At 46.7% G+C, this 21,483-nt stretch carries 21 protein-coding genes; 11 read left to right on the top strand and 10 right to left on the bottom strand.

All coding sequences use genetic code 11. The annotated features are described in order from the left end of the window. The first annotated feature begins 12 nt into the window (after window positions 1-12). Entirely contained in the window at window positions 13-279 is a 267-nt protein-coding gene (locus VNM22_19370) for a hypothetical protein (protein ID HWP49326.1), read from the top strand. Between the two features lie 109 nt (window positions 280-388). Here the strand turns inward: VNM22_19370 and VNM22_19365 are convergent, their stop codons facing one another. After that, window positions 389-1,111, bottom strand: a complete 723-nt coding sequence (locus tag VNM22_19365) for a haloacid dehalogenase type II (GenBank protein HWP49325.1) — start codon at window positions 1,109-1,111, stop codon at window positions 389-391. A 507-nt stretch (window positions 1,112-1,618) separates the two neighbouring features. Here VNM22_19365 and VNM22_19360 point away from each other — a divergent pair. The 6 genes from VNM22_19360 (at window position 1,619) to VNM22_19335 (ending at window position 8,632) form a co-directional block, all read left to right on the top strand. Continuing rightward, window positions 1,619-2,071, top strand: a complete 453-nt coding sequence (locus VNM22_19360) for a hypothetical protein (GenBank protein ID HWP49324.1) — start codon at window positions 1,619-1,621, stop codon at window positions 2,069-2,071. Window positions 2,072-2,080: 9 nt separating this feature from the next. Continuing rightward, the gene (locus VNM22_19355) at window positions 2,081-3,097 is read left to right on the top strand and encodes a DUF3187 family protein (protein HWP49323.1); all 1,017 of its coding nucleotides are present in this window, start codon (window positions 2,081-2,083) and stop codon (window positions 3,095-3,097) included. 296 nt (window positions 3,098-3,393) lie between these two features. Continuing rightward, window positions 3,394-4,500, top strand: a complete 1,107-nt coding sequence (gene recA, locus VNM22_19350) for a recombinase RecA (GenBank protein HWP49322.1) — start codon at window positions 3,394-3,396, stop codon at window positions 4,498-4,500. Between the two features lie 151 nt (window positions 4,501-4,651). Further along, on the top strand, window positions 4,652-4,951 hold the full coding sequence (locus VNM22_19345; protein HWP49321.1) for a hypothetical protein: 300 nt from the start codon (window positions 4,652-4,654) through the stop codon (window positions 4,949-4,951). Window positions 4,952-5,130: 179 nt separating this feature from the next. Continuing rightward, entirely contained in the window at window positions 5,131-6,261 is a 1,131-nt protein-coding gene (locus VNM22_19340) for a DUF58 domain-containing protein (GenBank protein HWP49320.1), read from the top strand. 55 nt (window positions 6,262-6,316) lie between these two features. Next, window positions 6,317-8,632, top strand: coding sequence for a DUF3488 and transglutaminase-like domain-containing protein (locus VNM22_19335; protein ID HWP49319.1), 2,316 nt, complete (start codon window positions 6,317-6,319; stop codon window positions 8,630-8,632). Between the two features lie 67 nt (window positions 8,633-8,699). On the opposite strand, the gene VNM22_19330 is transcribed toward VNM22_19335, so the two are convergent. The 3 genes from VNM22_19330 to VNM22_19320 form a co-directional block, all read right to left on the bottom strand. Next, entirely contained in the window at window positions 8,700-9,200 is a 501-nt protein-coding gene (locus VNM22_19330) for a hypothetical protein (GenBank protein ID HWP49318.1), read from the bottom strand. 9 nt (window positions 9,201-9,209) lie between these two features. Further along, window positions 9,210-10,793 carry a murein biosynthesis integral membrane protein MurJ gene (murJ, locus tag VNM22_19325; GenBank protein HWP49317.1) on the bottom strand — a complete coding sequence of 528 codons (1,584 nt, stop codon included), beginning with the start codon at window positions 10,791-10,793 and terminating at the stop codon, window positions 9,210-9,212. 79 nt (window positions 10,794-10,872) lie between these two features. Then, window positions 10,873-11,562 carry an HAD family hydrolase gene (locus tag VNM22_19320; protein ID HWP49316.1) on the bottom strand — a complete coding sequence of 230 codons (690 nt, stop codon included), beginning with the start codon at window positions 11,560-11,562 and terminating at the stop codon, window positions 10,873-10,875. 123 nt (window positions 11,563-11,685) lie between these two features. Here VNM22_19320 and VNM22_19315 point away from each other — a divergent pair, with 123 nt between their 5' ends. From VNM22_19315 to VNM22_19300, 4 genes are all read left to right on the top strand, one after another. Next, the gene (locus VNM22_19315; protein ID HWP49315.1) at window positions 11,686-12,888 is read left to right on the top strand and encodes a clostripain-related cysteine peptidase; all 1,203 of its coding nucleotides are present in this window, start codon (window positions 11,686-11,688) and stop codon (window positions 12,886-12,888) included. Window positions 12,889-13,186: 298 nt separating this feature from the next. Then, on the top strand, window positions 13,187-13,561 hold the full coding sequence (locus VNM22_19310; protein ID HWP49314.1) for a metalloregulator ArsR/SmtB family transcription factor: 375 nt from the start codon (window positions 13,187-13,189) through the stop codon (window positions 13,559-13,561). Next, on the top strand, window positions 13,548-14,381 hold the full coding sequence (locus VNM22_19305; GenBank protein HWP49313.1) for an arsenite methyltransferase: 834 nt from the start codon (window positions 13,548-13,550) through the stop codon (window positions 14,379-14,381). The genes VNM22_19310 and VNM22_19305 overlap by 14 nt, the downstream gene beginning before the upstream one ends. After that, window positions 14,378-14,794 (top strand): arsenate reductase ArsC, encoded by a 417-nt coding sequence (locus VNM22_19300; GenBank protein HWP49312.1) that lies wholly within the window; start codon window positions 14,378-14,380, stop codon window positions 14,792-14,794. Before VNM22_19305 ends, VNM22_19300 begins: the two co-directional genes overlap by 4 nt. A gap of 32 nt (window positions 14,795-14,826) precedes the next feature. Here the strand turns inward: VNM22_19300 and VNM22_19295 are convergent, their stop codons facing one another. The 6 genes from VNM22_19295 to VNM22_19270 form a co-directional block, all read right to left on the bottom strand. Further along, window positions 14,827-15,255 carry a cytochrome c gene (locus tag VNM22_19295; GenBank protein HWP49311.1) on the bottom strand — a complete coding sequence of 143 codons (429 nt, stop codon included), beginning with the start codon at window positions 15,253-15,255 and terminating at the stop codon, window positions 14,827-14,829. A gap of 95 nt (window positions 15,256-15,350) precedes the next feature. Next, window positions 15,351-16,682, bottom strand: coding sequence for a molybdopterin-dependent oxidoreductase (locus VNM22_19290; protein ID HWP49310.1), 1,332 nt, complete (start codon window positions 16,680-16,682; stop codon window positions 15,351-15,353). Between the two features lie 468 nt (window positions 16,683-17,150). Beyond that, window positions 17,151-18,182 carry a glycosyltransferase family 2 protein gene (locus VNM22_19285; protein ID HWP49309.1) on the bottom strand — a complete coding sequence of 344 codons (1,032 nt, stop codon included), beginning with the start codon at window positions 18,180-18,182 and terminating at the stop codon, window positions 17,151-17,153. Window positions 18,183-18,233: 51 nt separating this feature from the next. After that, entirely contained in the window at window positions 18,234-19,379 is a 1,146-nt protein-coding gene (locus tag VNM22_19280; GenBank protein HWP49308.1) for a glycosyltransferase family 1 protein, read from the bottom strand. Further along, on the bottom strand, window positions 19,376-20,503 hold the full coding sequence (locus tag VNM22_19275) for a glycosyltransferase family 1 protein (protein HWP49307.1): 1,128 nt from the start codon (window positions 20,501-20,503) through the stop codon (window positions 19,376-19,378). Before VNM22_19275 ends, VNM22_19280 begins: the two co-directional genes overlap by 4 nt. Window positions 20,504-20,521: 18 nt before the next feature. Further along, window positions 20,522-21,478, bottom strand: a complete 957-nt coding sequence (locus VNM22_19270; GenBank protein HWP49306.1) for a glycosyltransferase family 2 protein — start codon at window positions 21,476-21,478, stop codon at window positions 20,522-20,524. Window positions 21,479-21,483 lie beyond the last annotated feature (5 nt).

The following is a 21,483-nucleotide window of genomic DNA, read 5'->3' as shown; positions in this document are numbered from 1 at the left end:
TACGAAGCTTTCGTGGTGCGACCCACGCCGTGCGTCCTTTACCCGACGGGCTTTCCCCAGGCGAAGGCTTCCTTAAGAAAGTCACCGCCGCCAGTAGGGGCGCAAGGCAAGCGTACAACGTCTCATTTGATCGTTGAGATGATCACGGCTGAGAAAAACCGCTTACAGCAAGCCACCCCGGCTATAGCAGCAAGGAAGAAAGAGCCTATTAACTGGATCAAACGCCAACAATATCGAACGGGACGTTTGATCTACTCGAAACCCTCGAAGACGATATAAACCAGAGGATCCGAACCAGTCCTTATTTCCCCCTGGTCCTTCAGTGAGTTTAAAGGACCAATATTCTCCTCCCCCCCTGGGTAGGGGCAACCCGCCGGTCGCCCGTACTCTAAACGCCCAGCTTATCTGCCAAATCGTTGAAGTCGCCGGCACTCAGGTCGACCGAAGGATCTGGTGTTAAATCTGCTTTATCTGCAGAGGGGCCAAACTCCAGGGGTCGCTGGACGAAGGCGGTCTTAAACCCAACGTTCTTGGCTGCTTTCAAGTCCCCATTATGGGCGGCTACCATCAGGATTTGATCCGGCCGGAGATCCAACAGCTCAGCAGCCATCTGGTAAACCTCCTTGTCGGGCTTATAATGCTTCGCCAGTTCGGCGGATAAGATACAGTCCCAGGGCAAGCCTGCATTCCTGGCCATGTTAACCAGCAGAGAGATATTGCCGTTAGAAAGGGTAGAGACGATAAATCGTCGGCGTAATCTTTCAAGTCCACTCACAGCATCCGGCCACGGTTTGAGCCGATGCCAGACTCGATTCAGATGGTCCTTCTCGGCGAGAGAAAGTCCAACAATGTTGAATTCGTTCAGTAATTGATCGAGGATCATCCGGTGCAAGGCATCTATTTTCATCCAGGGGAGCTCCCCTCGACGAACACGATCCATGGCCGGCGCATAGCCACCTCGCCAGGCATCGGCAAACTTAGCCCAGTCCACCTCAATTCCCTTGGACTTTCCAAACTGCATCCCTTCCTCGATGAGGCTAGTACGCCAATCGACAACCGTACCAAACACATCGAAGGTCAGGGCTCTGATCGACGATACATCAATTTTCATGTTGACCTCCTTATTCTTATCCACTCTCCCCCTGTGCTTTGAGCACATTGAATCTTTTTAAAACTTTGAAGTCAAGGAAAAAGTTAATAAACAAAAAGGGAAATCACAGGTATCCGGGTTCCAACACAACCTTTAAAAGAAAAAAGGTCTTTTCATAGCAAAAAAGTTAGAAATAAAAACCTTCTGTTTCTGTGAAACCTTCTGACCCTCTTTCTTTCCCTCGTCTAAAAATCCGTGGAACCTGTGACAAAAAAGTTTAAAGAAAGTTTATTTTAATTGCTAATCATCCCAGATCGATCTTCCTCCACTTTGACTTTTAAACTTCTTATCCCTTAAATTTATATCAAAAATAGATCCCTTTCTTCATCAAACGAGACGTTTGACCTACTTCTTCGCTTTGAGAAGTTTTCTTTAACTCCTTTCATCTGGCAGTAAACTTTGTAACTTTAAAACTTCCAAGTTTTAAAAATGGAGGTCATGACATCAAACGAGACGTTTAACCTACTTATGCAATTCCTACGTGTCCCTATGAAAATTAGCCTCAGGATTTTTGCCATCCTGGGAAGTCTTAGCGGCCTGTATGTCCTCTATCAGCTTTTACAGGTAGGCCGTGATGTTTGTACGGGCGGAGGGCCCTCCGCCCCTACGGCAGATATTCGTCTCCTTTGGATGGTAAGTGTCTTCGGGCTGACCGGATCGCTCTTACTCATCTTTGGAACTTTTGTTCTTCTATTAGGGGAGTGGGTTTTGCAGATCTTGGAAAGATTTCGTCACCTTCAGGCTAAGAAAGTTGGATATAAATTAACTGTTGACACGGAACGGATTACCCACTTAGAATTAGTAGTGACGTCTGCTTTGGAAAGATTGGAGCGTCGTCTACAGGTTCTGGAAGAAAAGTCTGGTGAAGAGTCAATAGCTTTAGAAGTACGGTCTTTAGAGGAGACAGGGAAGTTCGATTAAGTACGGCTTGTGAAACATTTAATTTTAAGGGGATCTTGGTGGGTGGTTCTCCAGATGGTTCTGAGTGTAGTAGCCTACCCGGCCTCTCTCCCCCAGGGTCCTTTAGCCGTACATAATTATCACCCCCTCCAAGGATTATTTCTCAGCTTTCCTACGGAACAGGCAGAAACCCTTCCCAGGAATCGATTGAAAGTCGAGCTGAACTTCGCAGAGAGTAACACGTTAAATATCAACTCGAATCCCCCGAATATTTTCATCCTTCTGGATCAAGAAATCAGTCGATTGGCGCTGATCCTGACCTATGGTATCACAGAGGCCCTAGAAGCAGGGGTAGAGATCCCTTTTCTGTGGCGGCATGGGGGATTCCTGGATCCCTTTATTGAGGGAGTCGAAGGTCTTATCGGAGCTACCTTTCCGGCACGGGATCAGCGCCCTCAGAATATCGTTGATTTCTCCATTCTCCGAACCACCGATGGAACTTCTTTGGAGTTTACAACGGGAGACTCCGGACCGGGAGATATTATTTTAAAGGGAAAATTCCACTTGGTCAAGGAAAGCCCGGGTCACTGGGGAATAGCTGCCCGGGCAGCTCTTAAACTTCCCACAGGAGATGAAACTTTAGTCTTCGGAAGCGGTCATCCCGACTTTGGAATCGGAGCGGTCTTCCAAAAATCCCTTGGAAACTTCACCCTATATGGAGACACCAATCTCATCTTTCCGGGAGGTCCTTTGGAACCTTTTGATTGGGATCTCCGTCCGATTTTTAGCTTTGGGTTTGCCGGCGAATACAGATGGACCCCCCGGTTTTCGCTCCTTGCCCAGTTGGGATTCCATACCACCCCCTTTCACGACACAGGGGCTACCTCCCTGGATAATGGAAGTGCTTTTGAGTTGACGGCGGGATTTAGTTGTCGGATTTGGAAGGATCTGATTTGGAAACTGGGCGGCGTGGAAAACCTCAATCGACCTCAATCCACTCCTGATTTCTCGGTGGTTTCCTCTTTGGGCTTCCAATGGACCCCCTAAAGTAAAAAGGTAAATGATCCATACCTCCTGACCGGCCTTACCCTTCTTCCTTTTTTGGTCACCGTTCTATCTTACCGTCCTTTGCTGAAAATTTTTTGTGAAACTTTTTATTTTTTTTCTTGACTTCGTCTTTTTTTCGCCCTAGCTTAGAATAAAAGGCATGATCTGCAGGAAACCTATTTTTTTAAGAAAGGATAAGGGGGAAGCCATAAGGGTACAAGAACCTTCCAGAGCTTCGTCTCTTTCCACTCTTTGCAAAAACCCTAACCGGTAAATTGCAAATCAGGTTAATCTATATGAATAACAATGATTTAGAAAAACGGTCGAAAGCCTTAGATTTAGCAGTTTCACAAATCAACAAGCAGTTCGGAAAAGGGGCCATTATGAAACTCGGTCAAGAGGAAACGGTCGAAAACATCCCGGTTATCTCAACAGGGTGTTTATCTCTGGATTTAGCCCTTGGGGTTGGCGGGGTACCCCGGGGTCGAATTATTGAAATTTACGGAACGGAAGCTTCCGGCAAGACCACCCTGGCGCTTCATATTGCCGCCGAAGCTCAAAAACAAGGGGGTACCGTCGCTTTTATCGATGCAGAGCACGCCCTGGATGCCAAGTATGCCAGAAGATTAGGGGTCAATACCGATGAACTTCTCATTTCCCAACCCGATCATGGAGAGCAGGCTTTAGAAATCGCCGATATTCTGGTTCGAAGCGGTGCTATTGATCTGGTTATTATCGATTCCGTTGCAGCGCTGGTACCCAAAGCGGAGTTGGAAGGGGAAATGGGAGATGCTCAGATGGGGCTTCAAGCCCGATTGATGTCCCAGGCCATGCGGAAACTGGCCGCTGTCATCAGTAAATCCCGTACAACGGTGATTTTTATCAATCAGATTCGTGAAAAAATCGGGATTATGTTCGGTAATAACGAAACGACCACGGGGGGAAGGGCCCTTAAGTTTTATGCTTCCCAACGACTGGAGGTGCGCAAAATGACTTCCATCAAGCAAGGTCAGGATGTTATTGGAAGTCGAACCAAAGTCAAGGTGGTTAAAAACAAAGTAGCTCCTCCCTTTAAGGAAGCCGAGTTCGATATCCTTTACGGAGAAGGGATCTCCAGAGAAGGAGATATCCTGGATCTGGCTTCCAACCTGGGTATCATGACCAAAAGTGGAGCCTGGTATGCCTATAATGGAGAGCGAATTGGACAGGGACGGGAGGCAGTCAAGGCCTATTTAAAAGAACATCCCGAAGTAACCGAGATGATCACCCAGCAGATTCGAGAGCGTTGGAGTCTGGATAAACCCCGGAGTATGAAATCTGTTTCAACGCCGGAACCGGAAGGATTTATGGAGATGGGAAGCATTTCCGAGGAGGTGGAAGTATCTACCCTTGCCGAGGTATAGGTCTGGAAATCTTAGTCTTGGAGATAGGGGGTGCCCGGAGATTTTAAAGGTCTCAAATCTCCAGACACTCTTTATCTCTATCAACAGATCAATGCTATTTCCAACAACTTCATGAGAGGATGACCTCTCCCTTGAAACGTTTGAAAGCAGTATGGAGTTTTTAGAAGTAAAAGAATTGAAAGAAAGATATACCGGGTCTAGGTTTAACCCGGATCAATTTTATGAAGAGCTTATCCAGCAATTCTCTTATCCCAGAGCCCCTTTAAATTTTAGAGCCCGGTTGCGGAGATATCCCAATCTATGGCGCGAAGTCCGAAAGCTCGAAGAGCAGATCGACCGGGTCTGGGTCCGATTTAAAAACGGGGATGTCTTGAAAGAAAATCTATTCCAGCTAATGATTCAACTGAAAGAGCGGCTGACCAAAGGACTTGAAGTTGTCAACCATCCTTGAGATTTTTTGAAAATCTGGGATGGAAAGGGAGCCCGATAAGGAGATGGAAGGAAGGAACCAGTAGGGGCGCAAGGCCTTGCGCCCGTACTTGGTTAAGATTTTTGAAAAACCGGAGATGGAGAGAGAGGGCCACAAAAAGCTCTGGCATCCTGGAACAGAAGTTGCTATATTAAAGATACATGTGGCCCTCTAACTACATCGTTAAGTTGACCCGCGAAGGAAAAATATTCTCAGGTTTAACCCTCCTCATCGGGATTGCCGCGGTTAATACCGGTAACAATTTACTTTATTTAATTCTCGGAATGATGTCCAGCTTTATTATCACTTCTGGACTCCTTTCCACCCTTTCCCTTCGAAAAATTCAGGTTCAGAGAACCCTCCCCGAACACATTTACGCGCGTAAACCTTTTTCTGTGAAAGTAACTTTAACTAACCATAAGCGACTCTTCCCTTCCTTTTCGCTTCTGGTTGAGGATCTTTCGCAAGAATTTTCAGAGTTACCGAAGGCCTTTTTCATAAAAATACCGGCAAAAGGTGAGGTAACCCTTCGATATACCCTGGTTCTCGGCCGCCGGGGCCTTCATTCCTTGAAGGGACTTAAAGTCTCGACAGGATATCCCTTCGGCCTTTGCCTGCGTGCCAGGATTTTAGATCCCAAACAGAAGGTCCTGGTCTATCCCAAAATCGAATCGATTCACGGGTTATCCGATTCCCCTGCTTTTCTGGAGGGAGAACAGGAGGTAGATCGGAGGGGGATGGGGACGGATTTTAATGGGATTCGAGAGTATACTCCCGGGGATAGTTCCCGACGGATCCATTGGAAAACAACGGCCAAGTCGTCTCGACTCATGGTCCGGGAATTTGAAGATGAGTCCAGAAGGAGGGCGACTCTGATCGTGGATACTTCCTGTCCCTCCGAGTGGGAAGCCGAAATGGGGAGTCAAAGTCTGGTTCAGAAGCTCGACGATGCTGTGGATATGGCGGCTTCTTACGCCTGGCATTTTCTCCATCAAAACTTTGAGGTCCAGTTAATCACCCCTTCTGAAACGGTCTCCTTCAATGGGGGTTGTGTCCATCTGTTTAAAATTCTACGAGTTTTAGCACTTCTGGAACCAACCCATGGGCAGGCCCGCGCAAGGCTCCTTGCTGCAGCGCAAAAGCTGAATGGAAAAGGCGGTCTGCAGATCCTTATAGGTCTTGATGGAAAAACGTCCATTTTCCACAGTTCTGGGTTCATTAGAGGTATATCATCAGTACGGGTCGATGGCCATCGACCCTTTCAGTCAATTCCCATAAAGGATGGCCCTTAAACCTTAATCCACAGACTTAAGATGCTGAACTCCTGACTACCGACCAGGGACAAAAATGAAACTCCTTTCCTACTTTAGGTTATTCAGTTATCTACTCATCGCATGTGGCTTCCTATCCTTACTTCTTACGGAGTTTTTTGGTACTTCCTATCTGATTCTCTTTACGATCCTTCTTACCACAGGATGGATGATCGACAGCGATAGAATCCATCTTCGTATATCCAACCGCTTCTGGAATGCCTTGATTCTACCGGCGGCCTTCCTGTCCATTGTAGACATCCTTTTTATCCGAAGATATCCCGTTGTAGGGATTGTAAGCTTTCTGATCTTTCTTCAAGTCACAAAGCTCTTCCAGAAAAAAGAAAATAGAGATTACCTGTTTCTTTATGTTATTAGTTTCATTCAACTTTTAACCGTTGCGGTTGTAACAACCGATGTGATCTTCTCCATCCCCTTTATCTTATATACCGTTCTGGCCACCTGGACCTTAATTATCTTTCATCTTAAACAACAGATCGAGATCCATCAAAAGCCCCAGATTTTATCCATTGCGTCCTATGCTCTGGATTCCGAACGTACGCCGCATCCGAATATCTTTCAGATGTATCGGTTTGAGAGTATCCTTAATCCCTCTTTTTTCCTGGGTACCTCGATGCTCACCCTTCTGATGTTTGCAGTTACCCTGACGATTTTCTTTGTAGTCCCTCGGATCAGTATTGGTTATTTTTTCCAGGAGAAGGAGAGGATTCAACCTGTTTCGGGTTTCTCCGACGAGGTAATACTGGGTTCCTTTGGGAATATCCGGAAGAACCATACGCCGATTATGCGGGTGGAACTCCCGGATATATCCGGAAAACCCTCGACTTTACTCTACTGGCGGGGTATATCCCTCGATTTCTACGATGGTCGAAGTTGGAAGGTTTCCAGAAAGCAAGAGAGGAAAGTAGCCGGAAGGTCAGAACTGACTTTAGACGGAAAAACAACCTACTTTTTTAACGTGGGAGAGCGTCCCCGTTTACCCTTCCTCGGTGGAAAGTTGAAGGGGGGCTCATCCTTACTCAGACAGGAAATCGAGGTAAGTCCCATTACCTCTACGGTGATTTTCGGAGCCCATCAAATTCAAGGAGTAGCCGGCATGTTTACCCCTCTCAATGTAGATGAACTTTCCGGTACGATTCGTTCTGATTTCCCACCCTATCGAGGGCGCAAGTATACCGTTTACTCGGATCTTAAAGTCCCTTCTGAAGAAGAACTCAAGGAAGGTCCGATGGACTATGGAGAAGTTTCCGACCTGAAGGAAAGATATACCCAACTCCCGCCCCTGTCTCCGGAAATAAAAAAACTGGCCAGATCCATCACTGAAAACTCTTTACATCCCTATGATAAAGCCAGGGCCATTGAGCGATTTTTACAGGATAATTTTACCTATAGTCTGGAGGTAAAAAGGGAGAAAGGGGTCGATCCCCTGGAAGATTTCTTCTTTAAAAACCGGGCCGGACATTGTGAATATTTCGCGACGGGTATGGTGGTTTTATTGCGAACCCTGGATATTCCGGCCAGAATAGTCAATGGGTTCCAGCAAGGCCAGTGGAACGAGTTTGGAAAGTATTTTGTGGTTCGACAAAGCGATGCCCACTCCTGGGTTGAGGTTTTCTTCCCCGGCAAAGGTTGGATTACCTTCGATCCCACTCCCCCTGCTGCGTTTAGTGAAGAATACGCCCCGGTTATCGACCGGATTCCGGTTGTAAATAGAGTAAACCGCTACCTTGATTTTATCCGAACCCGCTGGGACCGTTATATTGTCCAATACAACCTCATGGATCAGGTGGAAATGGCCATAACCCTGAGGAATAAAACGCTTCGCCTCCAGCGGCAGATGGCAAAGTATCTGGAAAAACTTCCCTCCGATCTGCCCCGGTTGGATCGGATCAAAACCTTGCTGAGTCGAGAAAATCTGATCACCCTCTCGGTTATAGCCATTGGGTTAACTGCCGTGGGTATTATCCTCTTTCGCTCTAAGCAAAAGGCCGAGTTCAAAAAACTTTTTCCCCATTCCCCCGCTTCTCCTGAACAACTCCAAATAGCCAGGCTATATGTGAGGATGCTTCGAATTCTTGCTAAAAAGGGATTTCCTAAGAAGGGCCCTCAAACTCCCCAAGAATTTGTTTTTCAACTGGCAGAAAAACAGGTACCTTACACCCCGGAAGTTCAAGAAATCACCTGCCTCTACTACAAAGCACGATATGGAGGGGTTCCTATTACTCGGGAAGAGTTACAGAAAGCAGTAAGTTGGCTAAAAGTCATAAGTCACTTTAAAAGCCATTCACAAAATCGTGTGGAAATAGAGGGATCGGTACGTGTGACCCGTTAAGGAAGGATGAGTAACTCGTTGGGATATTCTTTAATGTCCGGACAGATCCATAACACTCAACCACCCTTTATGGGGGAGATGAAGCCTCGAAAGTATCGTAATTGGTTACCTTCCAGACATTATTTACTTTGGAAACAATCATAATGGCATCTTTCTGGACCTCTTGCGGTCCTCCCTTGATGATAATTTTGTATCGAAAAACTTTGGTGGCAGGACCGGATTCTTTAACGTCCTGGAATTTATAATAAATGTTGGGCTTTGCCTGTTGGGGTGAGACCCCCATGCCCCGGATGCCTTCCACCAGTTTTAATTCTTCTTTGAGTTTTTTCTCTGCCAACCCGGCACTGATAGGAAGGGCGCCCTCCTGGTCGATTTCGATATAATACTTATCCAAAAACATTCTGGCAATCTCCTCAGGGGTTTCGCCCTTGTTGGTACAACTCCCCAGAACGAACAGAAAACCCAAGGCAAAGGGAACTACCCCGATTATTTTTGCCTTTTGCCTGTTGTTCCTTCCACCGGTTTTGGGATGAAGTTGCCCGGGTATTTTCAGAAAAATACGCACCATGCCAGGTTTTTAATGAGGTCTGAGTAAGTGAACCAGAGTTCCCACCTCTCGGACCCTCAAAAGGAGAACCATGCCGAAGAAAGTTAACAGTCCTACCATTCCGGCAGAGCCGACTAGAATTCCACGGCCCACCAGGTGAGAGAGGTCCAATAAAACCTTAACCCAATCGTGATAAAAGTAAATGGAAGCTCCCATGGCGATGCCTGCAAGCCCCAGTTTGGCTAAAAATCCTAAAAGATTATAAAAATGGAGGTTCACCACCTTCCCTTTAAGAAGAATGTAGAGAAGGGAAACTTTAAGGGTTTTAGAGAGGGTAAAAGCCAAAGCAATACCCCCATGTTGCAGAGGATCTATCAGGAAATAGACCAGGGTAACATGGAATAGGACGGCGATGACTTCCAAAAGGATGGGAGTTTTGGTATCTGATAAGGCATAGTAGAATCTCAACAAAACGGCTTCCAAAGCGTTACTGGTCATCCCCCAGGCATAGAAGGTCAAAGGAAGGACGGTCATCTGGGTAGAATTCGCATCGAAATGACCCCGTTCAAAGAGGAGTTGAATGATGGGAACTCGAAGGGTAAATAAGCCAATGCTGAGGGGGATGAAGATCAAAAAAATCGTTTTAAGGGCAACCATCAGGGTTTCAACCAGCTCATTCTCTCCCATTCGTTCCCTTCTCAGGGAAGGGGAATCTGTTTTACTTTGCCTGACGGCTAAATCAGAAAAAAAGGGGAATAAAACGACGGCCAGGGGTTCTGCGATGGCTACAAAGGGAAAGTCAATGAGTCTATAAGCGAAAGTTAAGGCAGAAACACTTCCAACGGCCAGGGTAGATGCGAAGGCATTATCGATGATACGACGCCCCTGGGTGAAAAAGAGCCCGGCCACCAGGGGAAGCATCAGGGAGATAACTTTACGGAAGGGACCAAAGCTTATATCCAGCGTGGGTTGATAGAGGTATCTTTTCCGCCAGAGTCCTGCCAGGTGAATCAGAGGTGCAACCAGGGAGCCGACTAAAATTCCCACGCCCAGACCATAAATCCCCAGAGAATGATAAAGCGTCACAAGTCCTAACAGCCCTAAAACCTTAAAGGAGAAGTCTCCTAAGACGGCTAAAACGAATCGATGATAAGAATTCAGGACCTGAAAAGTCAGGATCTCAATACCAAAAAAAGCAGCTCCGGTAAACATAATTCGGATGAGGTTAACGGCGACCCGAAACTGTTCGTCTTTAAATCCGGGAGCAATAAAGTGTACCAGGGACGGTGCAAAAAGTACGCAAAGAAGAGATAAGCCAAGCAGAATAATTGCCAGGAGGTTTAAAAGGATGCTGATCAGTTTCCAGCCTTGGGCCTCGGTTTGATTCTCTTTAGTTTCTACCAAAACCGGAAGAAAGGAAGGACCTATGAGATCCCGGATGCAATCCCAGAAGACGATCAAAATTCCAAAGGTGACAAAATAGGCATCGATTTGGAATCCGGTCCCGAAAAAATAGGCCAAAACCTGCTTTTCTACAAAGCCAAAGACTTTGATAATCAGGAGGATTCCCATGACCCAACTGGCGGATTTAAGAGCTTTTCCAAAAACTGTCAACGGTCTGTTGGCCGTTGTCTATTGTTCCCTGTTTTCTTTGCTTCTACAGGGGACAACAGGCAGCGGATATCTAAACCTACTAACCTAAAATCAAGTCAAGGAGGGCCTGGTATTCCCTCAGGTCTTCAAAACAATGATCCGGGTTACAGGCTAACAGCTCATCCCGGGAGATAGAGCCCGTTGCCACCGCTATACAGACCCCTTCCAGAGCCCTTCCACAATCAATATCCCGGGGAGTGTCTCCGATGACAAAAATGTCTCGGCCTTTGAAGGTTTGTCCGTAGAGTTTTTCTGCTTTTTCCACGGCTATTCGGGTAAGATTTCTCCGGATCTCGGAATCATCTCCAAAACCACCCACCGGGAAAAAGCGGTTTAAATTATGAACCTGAAGCTTGATCCGGGCCCCCCGTTCAACATTCCCGGTGGCCAGTCCTAAAAATACCCCACGTACCGTGGATAAGGCTTCCAAAAGTTCCAGGATTCCGGGCTTAACATGGGCCGTATGAACCTTCCGAACTTCTTCTTCCAAACACTCTAAATACTTCTGCAGAATGCGGGGATATTCCTGCTTAAAGTCGCGGGGAATCGGTGAGTTCTTCTCCAGGGCTTCCCGGAAGATCCGGGGATCCGTATTACCGTTGGGGTCTACCCCTTCCATGGCATTTTCAATTCCATATAACTGTTGAAAGGCCCGAACAATGGATCTGGCACCGGCACCTCCAGATCCAATAAGGGTTCCGTCAATATCAAAAAGAACAAGCCTGCTCATGGTCGCCTATCTCTCCTGATGAGGGTTGATTTTTCTTGACATGGTTCGATTACCTAGAATATTTTAGGCAAAGCTCAAAATTTGCGCAACTTAATTTTAGCTTAAAAACAGGAGGAAAACACCATGGCAGCCAAGTGGACTTTTCTGGTTTTCATAGCAGGGGACAATGACCTGGAAGGATCGGGTTACCATGATATCGATGAAATGAAAATGTTTGGATCGAACACTCAGGTTAAAGTCCTGGTCCAATTCGATAACTTAAAAGAGCAGACCGTCAAGAGATATCTCATTGAAAAGAATAATGCCCGATGTGTTCAAGTCCTCTCGGAAACAAATACCGGAGATCCCGCTGTACTGCAGGATTTTATAACCTGGGCCATGCAAAAGTATCCGGCAGAGCATTATCTGGTAGATGTCTGGAATCATGGCGGAGGTTGGGAAGATCTTCCCGAAGGATTTGATTATGACTCTCTTCGGGGAACGCCCGTAGATCACCGAAGAAAAGTACGAAAATCGATCTTTTTAAGTACGGTTAAAAAAGTGACCACAGACCCACAACATAAACGATATATTGCCGTGGATGTTACGGCACGGGATTATTTGGATAATCTGGAGCTTAAAAAGGCCCTTACTGTTCCGAATCGCAAAATAGATGTCGTAGGGTTCAATGCCTGCTTGATGAATATGCTGGAAGTGGCCTATGAAATCAAGGATTGTGTCAATTTTATTGTAGGCTCTGAGGAAACAGAGCCGGGAGCAGGTTGGGCCTATAACAAAATCTTTGAAACTTTATTTACCGATCCCAATATTTCTCCCCCAGATCTGGCCCGGGCTATTGTCCAGTGTTATGCAGAAAGCTATCCCAACAACCGAAATGTAACCCAATCCGCCCTGGACATCAGCAAAATTAAGCAGGTGGTAGCTGCCGTAGACGAATTGGGAAAGGCTCTGACTCCAGAGATTCCGGCCATTTGCGATCTTCTCTCTACAATTCGAAATCAAGTTCAGTACTTTACCAACGATAACTACGTAGATCTGTACGATTTAGCAAGTCTCATCATGGGCTCTGTGGAGAAAGCGTCTATTAAAAGTGCCGCCGAGAAGGTTAGGCGGGTTATCTCCAATGACGCCGGGAATGGATTTGTCCTTCACAATTTCAGAAGTAGCGATCTCCCTTATGCCTATGGCGTATCCATCTACTTTCCACGAAATAAGAAGACTTTTGCGCCCAATTATGACAGGCTGGATTTTACCCGAGATTATCCCCGTTGGTATAACTTTCTGACTGCTTATACCAACTACTCTCCGGTACGGGGAAGACGCTAAAGAATCCCTAAGGGTAGGGATAAGGGTCCGTGTAAAATCCAGGATTCCTTACCGTTTCTCCTATTCCTTCCAGGGTTACAAGGGATAAGGTTATACCGGTAATGGAAAGGATAGGGGTACTATTTTCCTTTTAGAGCTTCCAACTCCTGAGGCCCCTTTCTGTCCCACCTCTTTTTTAAGCTTATCAATTTGAAATTATAGATGACCTATCCGATATTTTTTCTTATTTTTCTTTATGGATCTTGACAGGAGATAAAAGGAGTCTTTATTTAAATAAATCTAGAAATATTTAAATAATATGAACCCCATAACCGAAGATCGAATTATAAAGATCGCCGGGATGTTTAAGGCACTTGGCGATCCAACACGATTGAGAATCTTTGAGTTCCTACGTCGTTGCCCCCCTTCGTCTCTTTTAGCCATAGATGAGAAGGGGGATGTAAGGCCCCTGGAGGGACCAACGGCCGGAGAGGTTTGCTGCCAGATTACCGGAGCAAATCAAATTACCTCCAGGATTTCCTTTCATCTAAAGGAACTTCGCCAGGCGGGTTTAATTACCATGAAGCGACGCGGTAAAAACATGATTTGTCGGATTAATCAGGAAGCCGTTGCTTTACTTGCCCGCTATTTGGAGGAACAAGAAAAAGGAGGTAGAAACCATGAATGCGGTTAACAACCGGAAAGATGAGGTAAGAGAGTATATCCGGGAGAAGTATGCGACCCTTGCCCGGCAGATAGTACAGGGCAGTTCGGGTTGCTGCGGATCAGGAACCAGGGAAGATGATCCTATTACCCGTGATCTGTATACAGTTAATGAAGCGGCAGGGCTTCCTGAAGAGGCGGTTTTAGCTTCTCTGGGGTGTGGAAACCCGACGGCTCTTATTGAACTTAAACCCGGTGAAACGGTGTTGGATCTGGGTTCGGGAGGTGGTATAGATGTACTTCTCTCAGCCCGACGCGTCGGTCCGACCGGTAAAGCTTACGGCCTGGATATGACCGACGAGATGCTGGCACTTGCCCGAGAGAACCAGAAAAAGGCAGGTGTTGAAAACGTAGAGTTTCTCAAAGGTACGATCGAGAATATCCCTTTGCCGGATAATTCCATCGACGTCATCATTTCCAACTGTGTTATTAACCTCTCACCGGATAAAGACCAGGTGTTCAGAGAGGCTTTTCGAGTATTACGACCGGGAGGTCGATTGGCAGTATCCGATGTGGTGTTTCGTAAACCGGTATCCGAGGCTCTTCGAAGAAACCTCGAGCTTTGGGCCGGTTGTGTGGCCGGTGCGCTTTCTGAAGAAGAATATCGGATGAAGCTTACCGCTGCAGGTTTTATGGATATAACGGTTACTCCAACCCGGATCTATACCCAAGAGGATGTTACAGAGATCGTTTCTTCCTGTTGCAGTGGAAGTGTGGAGGCAGAACTCGAGGGAGTTCTTATGAGTGCTTTTATACGGGCTTCTAAACCGGTCACCGGGGCAAGAAGATGAAAACCATCCTTTTTGTATGTGTACACAACGCCGGTCGATCGCAGATGGCCGAAGCATTTTTCAATTACTTTGCCAAAGCGCGGGGGCTTAAAATCCGTGCGCTTTCTGCAGGGACCATGGCAGGAAAGGAGATTAACCCCATAATCAAGCAGGTTATGACGGAAATAGGTATTTCCTTGGAAGGACAGAGACCCCGGCAGCTTACGCCTCAGATGGTTACAGGTGCTGCAAGGATGATTACCATGGGTTGTGGGGTAGATGCAAGTGTCTGCCCGGCGGGCATTTACCTCACGGAGGATTGGGGTTTAGAGGACCCGGCCGGTCAGCCCATAGAAAAAGTTCGGGAGATACGTGATCAAATCCGCACACGGGTAGAGGCGCTTCTAGACGAGGTAAAAGACGAGGATTGTTAAACTGTAGGGGCGGAAGGCCTTCCGCCCGTTTATCATGGAGCGGGATATACGTCGAGGCGGATCGACTCAGCGTTTGCCGGACCCAGGGTCACCTTCTTGTCAGGTAATAGCCGATTGGCATCGGCCAGAAAGGCAACTACCGCCCAATACTCCTCCTCTTTGAGACTTCCCGGTGCATCAAAGGGCATGGCTTTGCTCACATAAGTGAACAGACCTGCAGCCGTTTTATAGCCTCCCAGGGGATGTGGTGTGCGAACAAGTGCGGGTGCAATCCGAGTGCCCTGACCCTGTGGACCGTGACAGCGTGCGCACTTCTCCTTGAATAGCTCTCTACCTTTGGCAAGTTGTGCTGATTCCACAACCGAACCGGGTGATGGAGTATTCTGTGTTAAAGGAGATTGTGTGGCCAGGACCACTCCCCCGAAGATCAGATATAAACCCCACACAACGGCGACTTTCATTGTTATTGTAAATCCATGGCCCATGATCTAAATATAAAAGAACCTGGAGAGGAAGAAGGTCCTTTGTAATCGAGACCTTCTTCCATAGGCTAGTCCTACGACGTCACATTCACCTCAAACTTCGGTACGGCATTACAGTTGATACCCAGTTCATTGAAGGGCACGGTATCCGGCTGGACTTCACCCCGTTTATCTGTAGCTCTGGTTGCTAAGATATGGGTGCCACGGGTCGCTTCCCACGGAAACTCAAAGCGTACCCAGCGGTATTTAAGTCCAAGGGGGTCTTTAATAGGAGCCTCTTTCCACGTTTTACCTCCATCAAGGCTGTATTCCACTTTTTGAATACCGTGGGGTGAATAGGCATAGCCCAACATGGTATACTTGCCTGCAGGCATGGTATAGGGTTCCCCCTGTTTGAGTGGATAGCCTTCTGGTGGTTCTGAGTTTTTCATGGTATAGGGGATAGTCAGGTGGCTCTTGACCTTGAGCCAGGTACCCGTCTGACCACGAATGTCTTGAGCAGTAACACCACGGAATTCATCAGTGGGACCGGGCTTTTCAGGAGGGTAATCAGGTCCTATATAAGCTTCTTCTTTGGTGTGCATGCGGGTCCAGAAACCTTTGGTTGAAGAGATAATGATTTCTGTCAACCACTTGACACTAGCCGCACCACCCCAGCCGGGCACCACCGCCCGTACGGGTCCTCCATGGTCTGGGGGTAAATCTATGCCGTTCATGCCAAAGGCGAGCCCAATCTCCTCCGGACGACTAAAAATCTCTGACATCGGCATGGGACGCCCCGTATCAGGACCATCTACTCCACTCCAAAAGAGTAAGTTTTTCGCATCTGTCTTGACCCTGGCACGGTCTAGAATTTCAGCCATGGGAACATAGGTCCATTCCACCTGACCAACATCTGAGAATCCCCAGTTGCCACCCCTGACTTCATGACCCAGTTGCTCCCAATTAAGGGTACGACCATTACCGAAGCATTCATGTACACGAATCTCTGAACGACTTGGTAGCTTGAGAAGTTCATCGTAGGTCAGCGTCAGTGGTTTTTCCACTGCATCGCCATGGATTTTGAGTGTCCACTTTGCCTTGTCAAGGAGCGGTGTTTTGTAACGGTTACGAATAAAAACCCGTTCCCACGGTGTGATATACGTTTTGACATCCCACCACCTGGTACCTGCTTCAACCGCAAAGGGATAAATATGATAGGACTTTGTGGGTTTGGCAAAGTTCTCCTCTGGACCTGCTGCATAAACCGGAGACAATCCCAACAACGATTTGCTGGATAACCTTATAGCGGTTAGGACCGCACTCGTCCCACCCAGGCTCAGCAAATGCAGAAACCACCTCCGGCTTATTCCAGCCTTTTCGGCAGCTTGCCATAAGGCTTCTTTATGCCGTGGTTGATATAACATGTTACAGAGGGCTGGTTACCACTTTAGCCATCGGCTCTTATGGCTGAATTTGCAACCAGCTCCTTTTGCCAGAAAAGGTGGTGATAAATGCTTGAAACTTGATAACGAGATATGATATTGAGATCTTTAGAGCCCTATTCAATCCTTTTTACACCTTACCTTTCTCCGCTCCCTCTTCCACTCCCTCATTTTAAAGGATACGATTTTCACCTCAAGAGTCTCCCATGGAGGAAATAGATTGTCAACCAATTTCTTTCATTATTTTTAAAATTATTTAAATATAGAAATATCAAAAGTGACGTCCTTGTAGGGGTGCACGGCCGTGCACCCCTACTTCTGCCGAGATGGAAACGGATCAGAACAAATACCATTCCCACATTGAAACATCGCCCAAACGGTAAGGTCCACGCCCCTCTTACCCTGCTTAAGGGGAGCTACAAGATTATCTTCTTGTAATCAGGCAATAATTTAATGAAAGCGTAGGAAGGATCGTATATAAGAAGCAGAAACCACACGTCGGGATTGGATGATCCTCCGTTTTTCCCAGGTTTCAGGAAGAAGAGGTAGCAAATCCGGTAGGATCCGAAGTAATTTAGGTTGGATTAAACCCACATAGATCCAGATAAACGGGTCGAAGAGAAAAAGGGAGGGAAAAATCAGAAAAAAGTCCTTAACTCCCAGGTTCTTGAGGAGGGTCAGATATCTGTTCTTGAGAATGTGTCTTTGAAGGGAGGAAGGTTTATTAAAAAAGCTGAATTGGGGAAGAAGGCTCTTGATCCGGGGGTTTTTATCTGCTACTTTGGGCGAGGGGTAATGGGTAACAGGTAATTGACCGCTGAGGCCACCACCCCGGTAGTGAAAGGCAAGGGCCCGGGGCGTATAATAACATTTCCAGCCGAACAACTGGGCCCGCCAACCTAAATCCAGATCCTCATAATAGGTGAAGAAAGAACCATCAAAATACTCGCCTTTAATTTTAATATCTTCCAGCATCGCCCGGCGGTAGAAAGCCGCGGCGCCGCAAGTGGAAAAACAGTACCCGGGCGTATCAAATTGTCCGATATCCTTCTCTCCATAACCTCGCTCCAGGGGAGTCAGGTTCCATCGGAGGAATTGACCGGTGGTATCCAGGGTAGTTTGATCAAACCGGAGAAGTTTTCCCGACACCATCCCGATCCGAGGATCCCGTTCAATCGCGCTGACCAGGTTTTTAATAAAATCAGGAGTCAGAATGGTATCGGGGTTCAAAATCAAAACATAACTCCCGGAAGAGGAATTGATTCCTTGATTGCATCCCTGACAATACCCTCTGTTTTCGGGGTTCTCTATAAGTCGAAGTTGGGGATAACCTTCTCGAATTATCTGAACCGAATGGTCCTCCGAAGCATTGTCAATAATCAAGATGTCGAGATCTGTATAGGATTGGATCAAGATCGAATCCAGACAGTTCTTCAAAAATCTTGCTCCATTCCAATTTACAACGACTACCGAAACCCGCATAAGAAAGGTCTAAAATGCTTTTTAGGTAGAGGGGTGCACGGCCGTGCACCCCTACTTGAGACTCTGATAAACCTGAAGGGTTTCCTGGGCCGTTTTCTTCCAGGAGAATTGTTGGACCCTTTCTCGTCCCCTTTGAACCAGCTCTTTTCTGAGTACCCCATTGGTAAGACCTTCAAAAAGAGCTTCGGCTATTTCCCCGGGGTTATAGGGGTTTATCAAAATGGCAGCATCCCCAACTATTTCAGGTAAAGAAGATATATTAGAGGTAACAACCGGAGTTCCGCAAGCCATAGCTTCTAACGGCGGTAAACCAAAACCTTCATACAGGGAGGGATATACAAAAAGATCGGCTAAATTGTAAAGAAGGCATAAAACTTCCTGGGAGACAGGTTCAGATAAAAAAGAAATCCTGGGTTCAAGACCTAGTTCTTTTACCAGGGAAGGTAAATCGGGATAAGGAGATAAAGGCCGTCCGACCAGGAGAAGATAGGCTTCGGTTTTTTTCTCCGTAATGATTTGATGAAACGCCCGGATAAGCCGAACTAAATTTTTTCGTAGGGTAAGGGATCCCACATAGAGGATCAAAGGACGGCGAAGGTTGTACTTATCCTGGATTTGAGCCAGCTTATCCGGGTTATCGAGGGGTTGGAAATCTTTGGAGACCCCGTAATAGGTGACAACCACCCTTTGTTCTGGAACTTTGTAATAACGAAGGATATCTTCTTTCGAGGCATAAGAGCAGGTCAGGATACATTCGGCCGTTTTTACGGCCCAATAAGAAAAAGGCCGAAAGGTCAACCATCCTTTCCAATCAAACCACTCCGGATGGATTTTATAGGTAATATCATGGATACTGACCACCCATTTGCCTGATTTCAGCAGAGGAACCGTATAAAAAGGAAAGTGGAATATATCAACCGGATGGAACCTTAATTCCAAGGGGAGTCGGAGGTTGTTCCAGGTCGTCAGGTTCTGCCCTAAGGGCAGACGCAGCGTTCGGATCGTGAAGTTCGGTTTTTTCAAGAAATCAAGTAAGGGCGCACGGCCGTGCCCCCTTACCAGGGGCTGTTCGTCAAAAAAAAGGACGTACTGATTGTCAGGATCCAGGACACTTAAGCCTTCCAATAAATTTTTCAGATAGGTTCCTACGCCCCCAGACGGTTTGAATAAGGTTCTGGCATCGATCCCGATTTTCATTTTAAATGTTGATAAACTTCAAGGGTTTGTCTGGCGATGGTATGCCAGGAAAAGGATGCAGCCCGTTTTAAACCTTTTTCTTTCAGAGTTTTTTGCAAATCCGGGTTTGTCAAAACCCTGATAATAGCCTCTGTGATGGAGGTTACCGAGTAGGGATTTACCGATACCGCCGCATCTCCGACCACTTCGGGGAGGGAAGTATCGTTGGAAGTAATTACCGGTAATCCACAGGCCATAGCCTCCAAAGCCGGCAAGCCAAATCCTTCATAAAGGGAAGGAAACAAGCAGAGTTTTGCACCATTGTAGAGATAACTGAGATCTTCAGGGGAAGCATAACCGGTTAGGATAACCTGCTTATCCAGTCCCTTTTCTGAAATATACCGTCTAATCCGTTGAGATTCCGGACTTAAATTCCCAACCAGGGCCAGTTGATAATTTCCGGGAAGTACCTGAAGAGCTCGTTGAAAGGCAAGAATAGTTAACAGTACGTTCTTCCGAGGTTCGAATCCACAGGGAAAAATAAGATAATCCCCCTCGAGGTGGTACTTCTTTTTCATGGCTTCCACCTGATCTGCCGGCAGAGAGGGTTGAAAAATCTCCCGGACTCCTCCCAGGATCACCTCTATCTTCTCCTCGGGAAGCCCTAGAATTCGTATCAAATCGTTCTTGACACTTTCCGAGATGGCTATGACTTTCTCGGCCCATCGCGTTGAGTGAAACTTTAACAGATACACCAGATGATGGGGCAATTTTCGGAGGGTCTTGTATTCCTGAAAAATCAAAGGGATCAGATCGTAAATCGTAATCACCCGCTTACATGGAGAAAACCTGGGAATTGCAAACTCCATGGCATGGAAGATATCTATTCGATAGGCTTTTAAAACAGGATACCACAGGAACTGATCGGTTAGGGAAGTGAGTCGGGTTGGACGTTTTAGCCAGATAACCTTGGATTGTAAATCCTCTCGTAAGCCTCTGATTTTTTTATAAGCTGAGGCAAAGAAAAAATACTCATTTTCTGAATCTACTTCAACCAGATGGTTCACCACATTGGAGGTAAACGTTCCTATTCCACGAAATTGACTTTCTGTTTGAAGGGATCGAATATCAATACCGATACGCATAGATCTCCTCCACTGGATTTATAAAAATGAACTTCTCAGTAATTGATGTAAACATTTCCAGAACAAACGGCGTCGCGGAGTACCTTCCGGATGTATGAGGAATGCAAGGAAAAGATATTTCATGGCTTCCCGGGTCTTCCCCACCTGACCTGCCTGATAAGCTTGTTTAAGAAAACGGACCGACCGACACCACCGGCGTCCGGTTCCTGTCAACTGATTCTCATAACGCTCGGCGATTTCATCGAATTCATTTCCAAACCTGTGCCCTTCGGCTACAGACTTACTACCGACATGATAGCGGTAAGCAGCAACAGGTATGGTCAGATGTTCACAGCGATATCCCGCCAGGAGCAAACGGACATACAATTCGTGGTCAAAGCTATAGCGCAGGCGCTCCTGAAACCCAGCGTTCAGCAATTCTCGCCTCCAGAACATTCCGGGTTGTGGCGCATTGTAGGCACACATCAGGCAATGGGCTACAGACTGCGGAACTCTGGCTTGAATCAGTTCGGTCCGACATCCCTCATTCCCGAAAAAGAGTGTATCACCACACAACCATTTACAATCTGCATGTTCACAAAAATATTCGGCTACAGCCATCAAAGCACCGGGTAGATAAAGATCATCACTGTTGAGGAAGGCTACAATTTCCCCGGTCACCTGCCTCAGACCCTTATTGAGGGCATGGGCCTGTCCCCGATCGGGTTCGCTAACCCAATAGGCCAGATGGGACTCGTAACGCTTAATAATCTCTACACTTCCATCTGTACTTCCTCCATCAATAATAATGTACTCTAAGTGAGGATAGCGCTGATTAAGCACCGAACAGATGGTTTCTTCCAGAAATGGGGCCTGATTAAAGGAAGGGGTGATAATGGAAATTTTAGGGAATCTTCTTAAAAGGTCTGGATGAAGGTAAGTTGCAGTTTGCATGGCACCAGTACGGGCGCACGGCCGTGCGCCCGTACGTAACAAAAATT

This window comes from Candidatus Limnocylindrales bacterium, assembly GCA_035559535.1.
GTDB lineage: Bacteria > Moduliflexota > Moduliflexia > Moduliflexales > JAUQPW01 > JAUQPW01.
The sequence above is the reverse complement of the archived record's forward strand: the minus strand, read 5'-3'. Positions and strand labels throughout refer to the sequence as shown.

Coding starts and splice junctions, on each gene's coding strand:
- VNM22_19360 (HWP49324.1), top strand. CDS start 1,619: ATGCAATTCCTACGTGTCCCTATGAAAATTAGCCTCAGGATTTTTGCC.
- VNM22_19300 (HWP49312.1), top strand. CDS start 14,378: ATGAAAACCATCCTTTTTGTATGTGTACACAACGCCGGTCGATCGCAG.
- VNM22_19320 (HWP49316.1), bottom strand. CDS start 11,562: ATGAGCAGGCTTGTTCTTTTTGATATTGACGGAACCCTTATTGGATCT.
- VNM22_19295 (HWP49311.1), bottom strand. CDS start 15,255: ATGAAAGTCGCCGTTGTGTGGGGTTTATATCTGATCTTCGGGGGAGTG.
- VNM22_19340 (HWP49320.1), top strand. CDS start 5,131: ATGTGGCCCTCTAACTACATCGTTAAGTTGACCCGCGAAGGAAAAATA.
- VNM22_19290 (HWP49310.1), bottom strand. CDS start 16,682: ATGTTATATCAACCACGGCATAAAGAAGCCTTATGGCAAGCTGCCGAA.
- VNM22_19345 (HWP49321.1), top strand. CDS start 4,652: ATGGAGTTTTTAGAAGTAAAAGAATTGAAAGAAAGATATACCGGGTCT.
- VNM22_19285 (HWP49309.1), bottom strand. CDS start 18,182: ATGCGGGTTTCGGTAGTCGTTGTAAATTGGAATGGAGCAAGATTTTTG.
- recA (HWP49322.1), top strand. CDS start 3,394: ATGAATAACAATGATTTAGAAAAACGGTCGAAAGCCTTAGATTTAGCA.
- VNM22_19330 (HWP49318.1), bottom strand. CDS start 9,200: ATGGTGCGTATTTTTCTGAAAATACCCGGGCAACTTCATCCCAAAACC.
- VNM22_19310 (HWP49314.1), top strand. CDS start 13,187: ATGAACCCCATAACCGAAGATCGAATTATAAAGATCGCCGGGATGTTT.
- VNM22_19365 (HWP49325.1), bottom strand. CDS start 1,111: ATGAAAATTGATGTATCGTCGATCAGAGCCCTGACCTTCGATGTGTTT.
- VNM22_19275 (HWP49307.1), bottom strand. CDS start 20,503: ATGCGTATCGGTATTGATATTCGATCCCTTCAAACAGAAAGTCAATTT.
- VNM22_19335 (HWP49319.1), top strand. CDS start 6,317: ATGAAACTCCTTTCCTACTTTAGGTTATTCAGTTATCTACTCATCGCA.
- VNM22_19305 (HWP49313.1), top strand. CDS start 13,548: ATGAATGCGGTTAACAACCGGAAAGATGAGGTAAGAGAGTATATCCGG.
- VNM22_19280 (HWP49308.1), bottom strand. CDS start 19,379: ATGAAAATCGGGATCGATGCCAGAACCTTATTCAAACCGTCTGGGGGC.
- VNM22_19315 (HWP49315.1), top strand. CDS start 11,686: ATGGCAGCCAAGTGGACTTTTCTGGTTTTCATAGCAGGGGACAATGAC.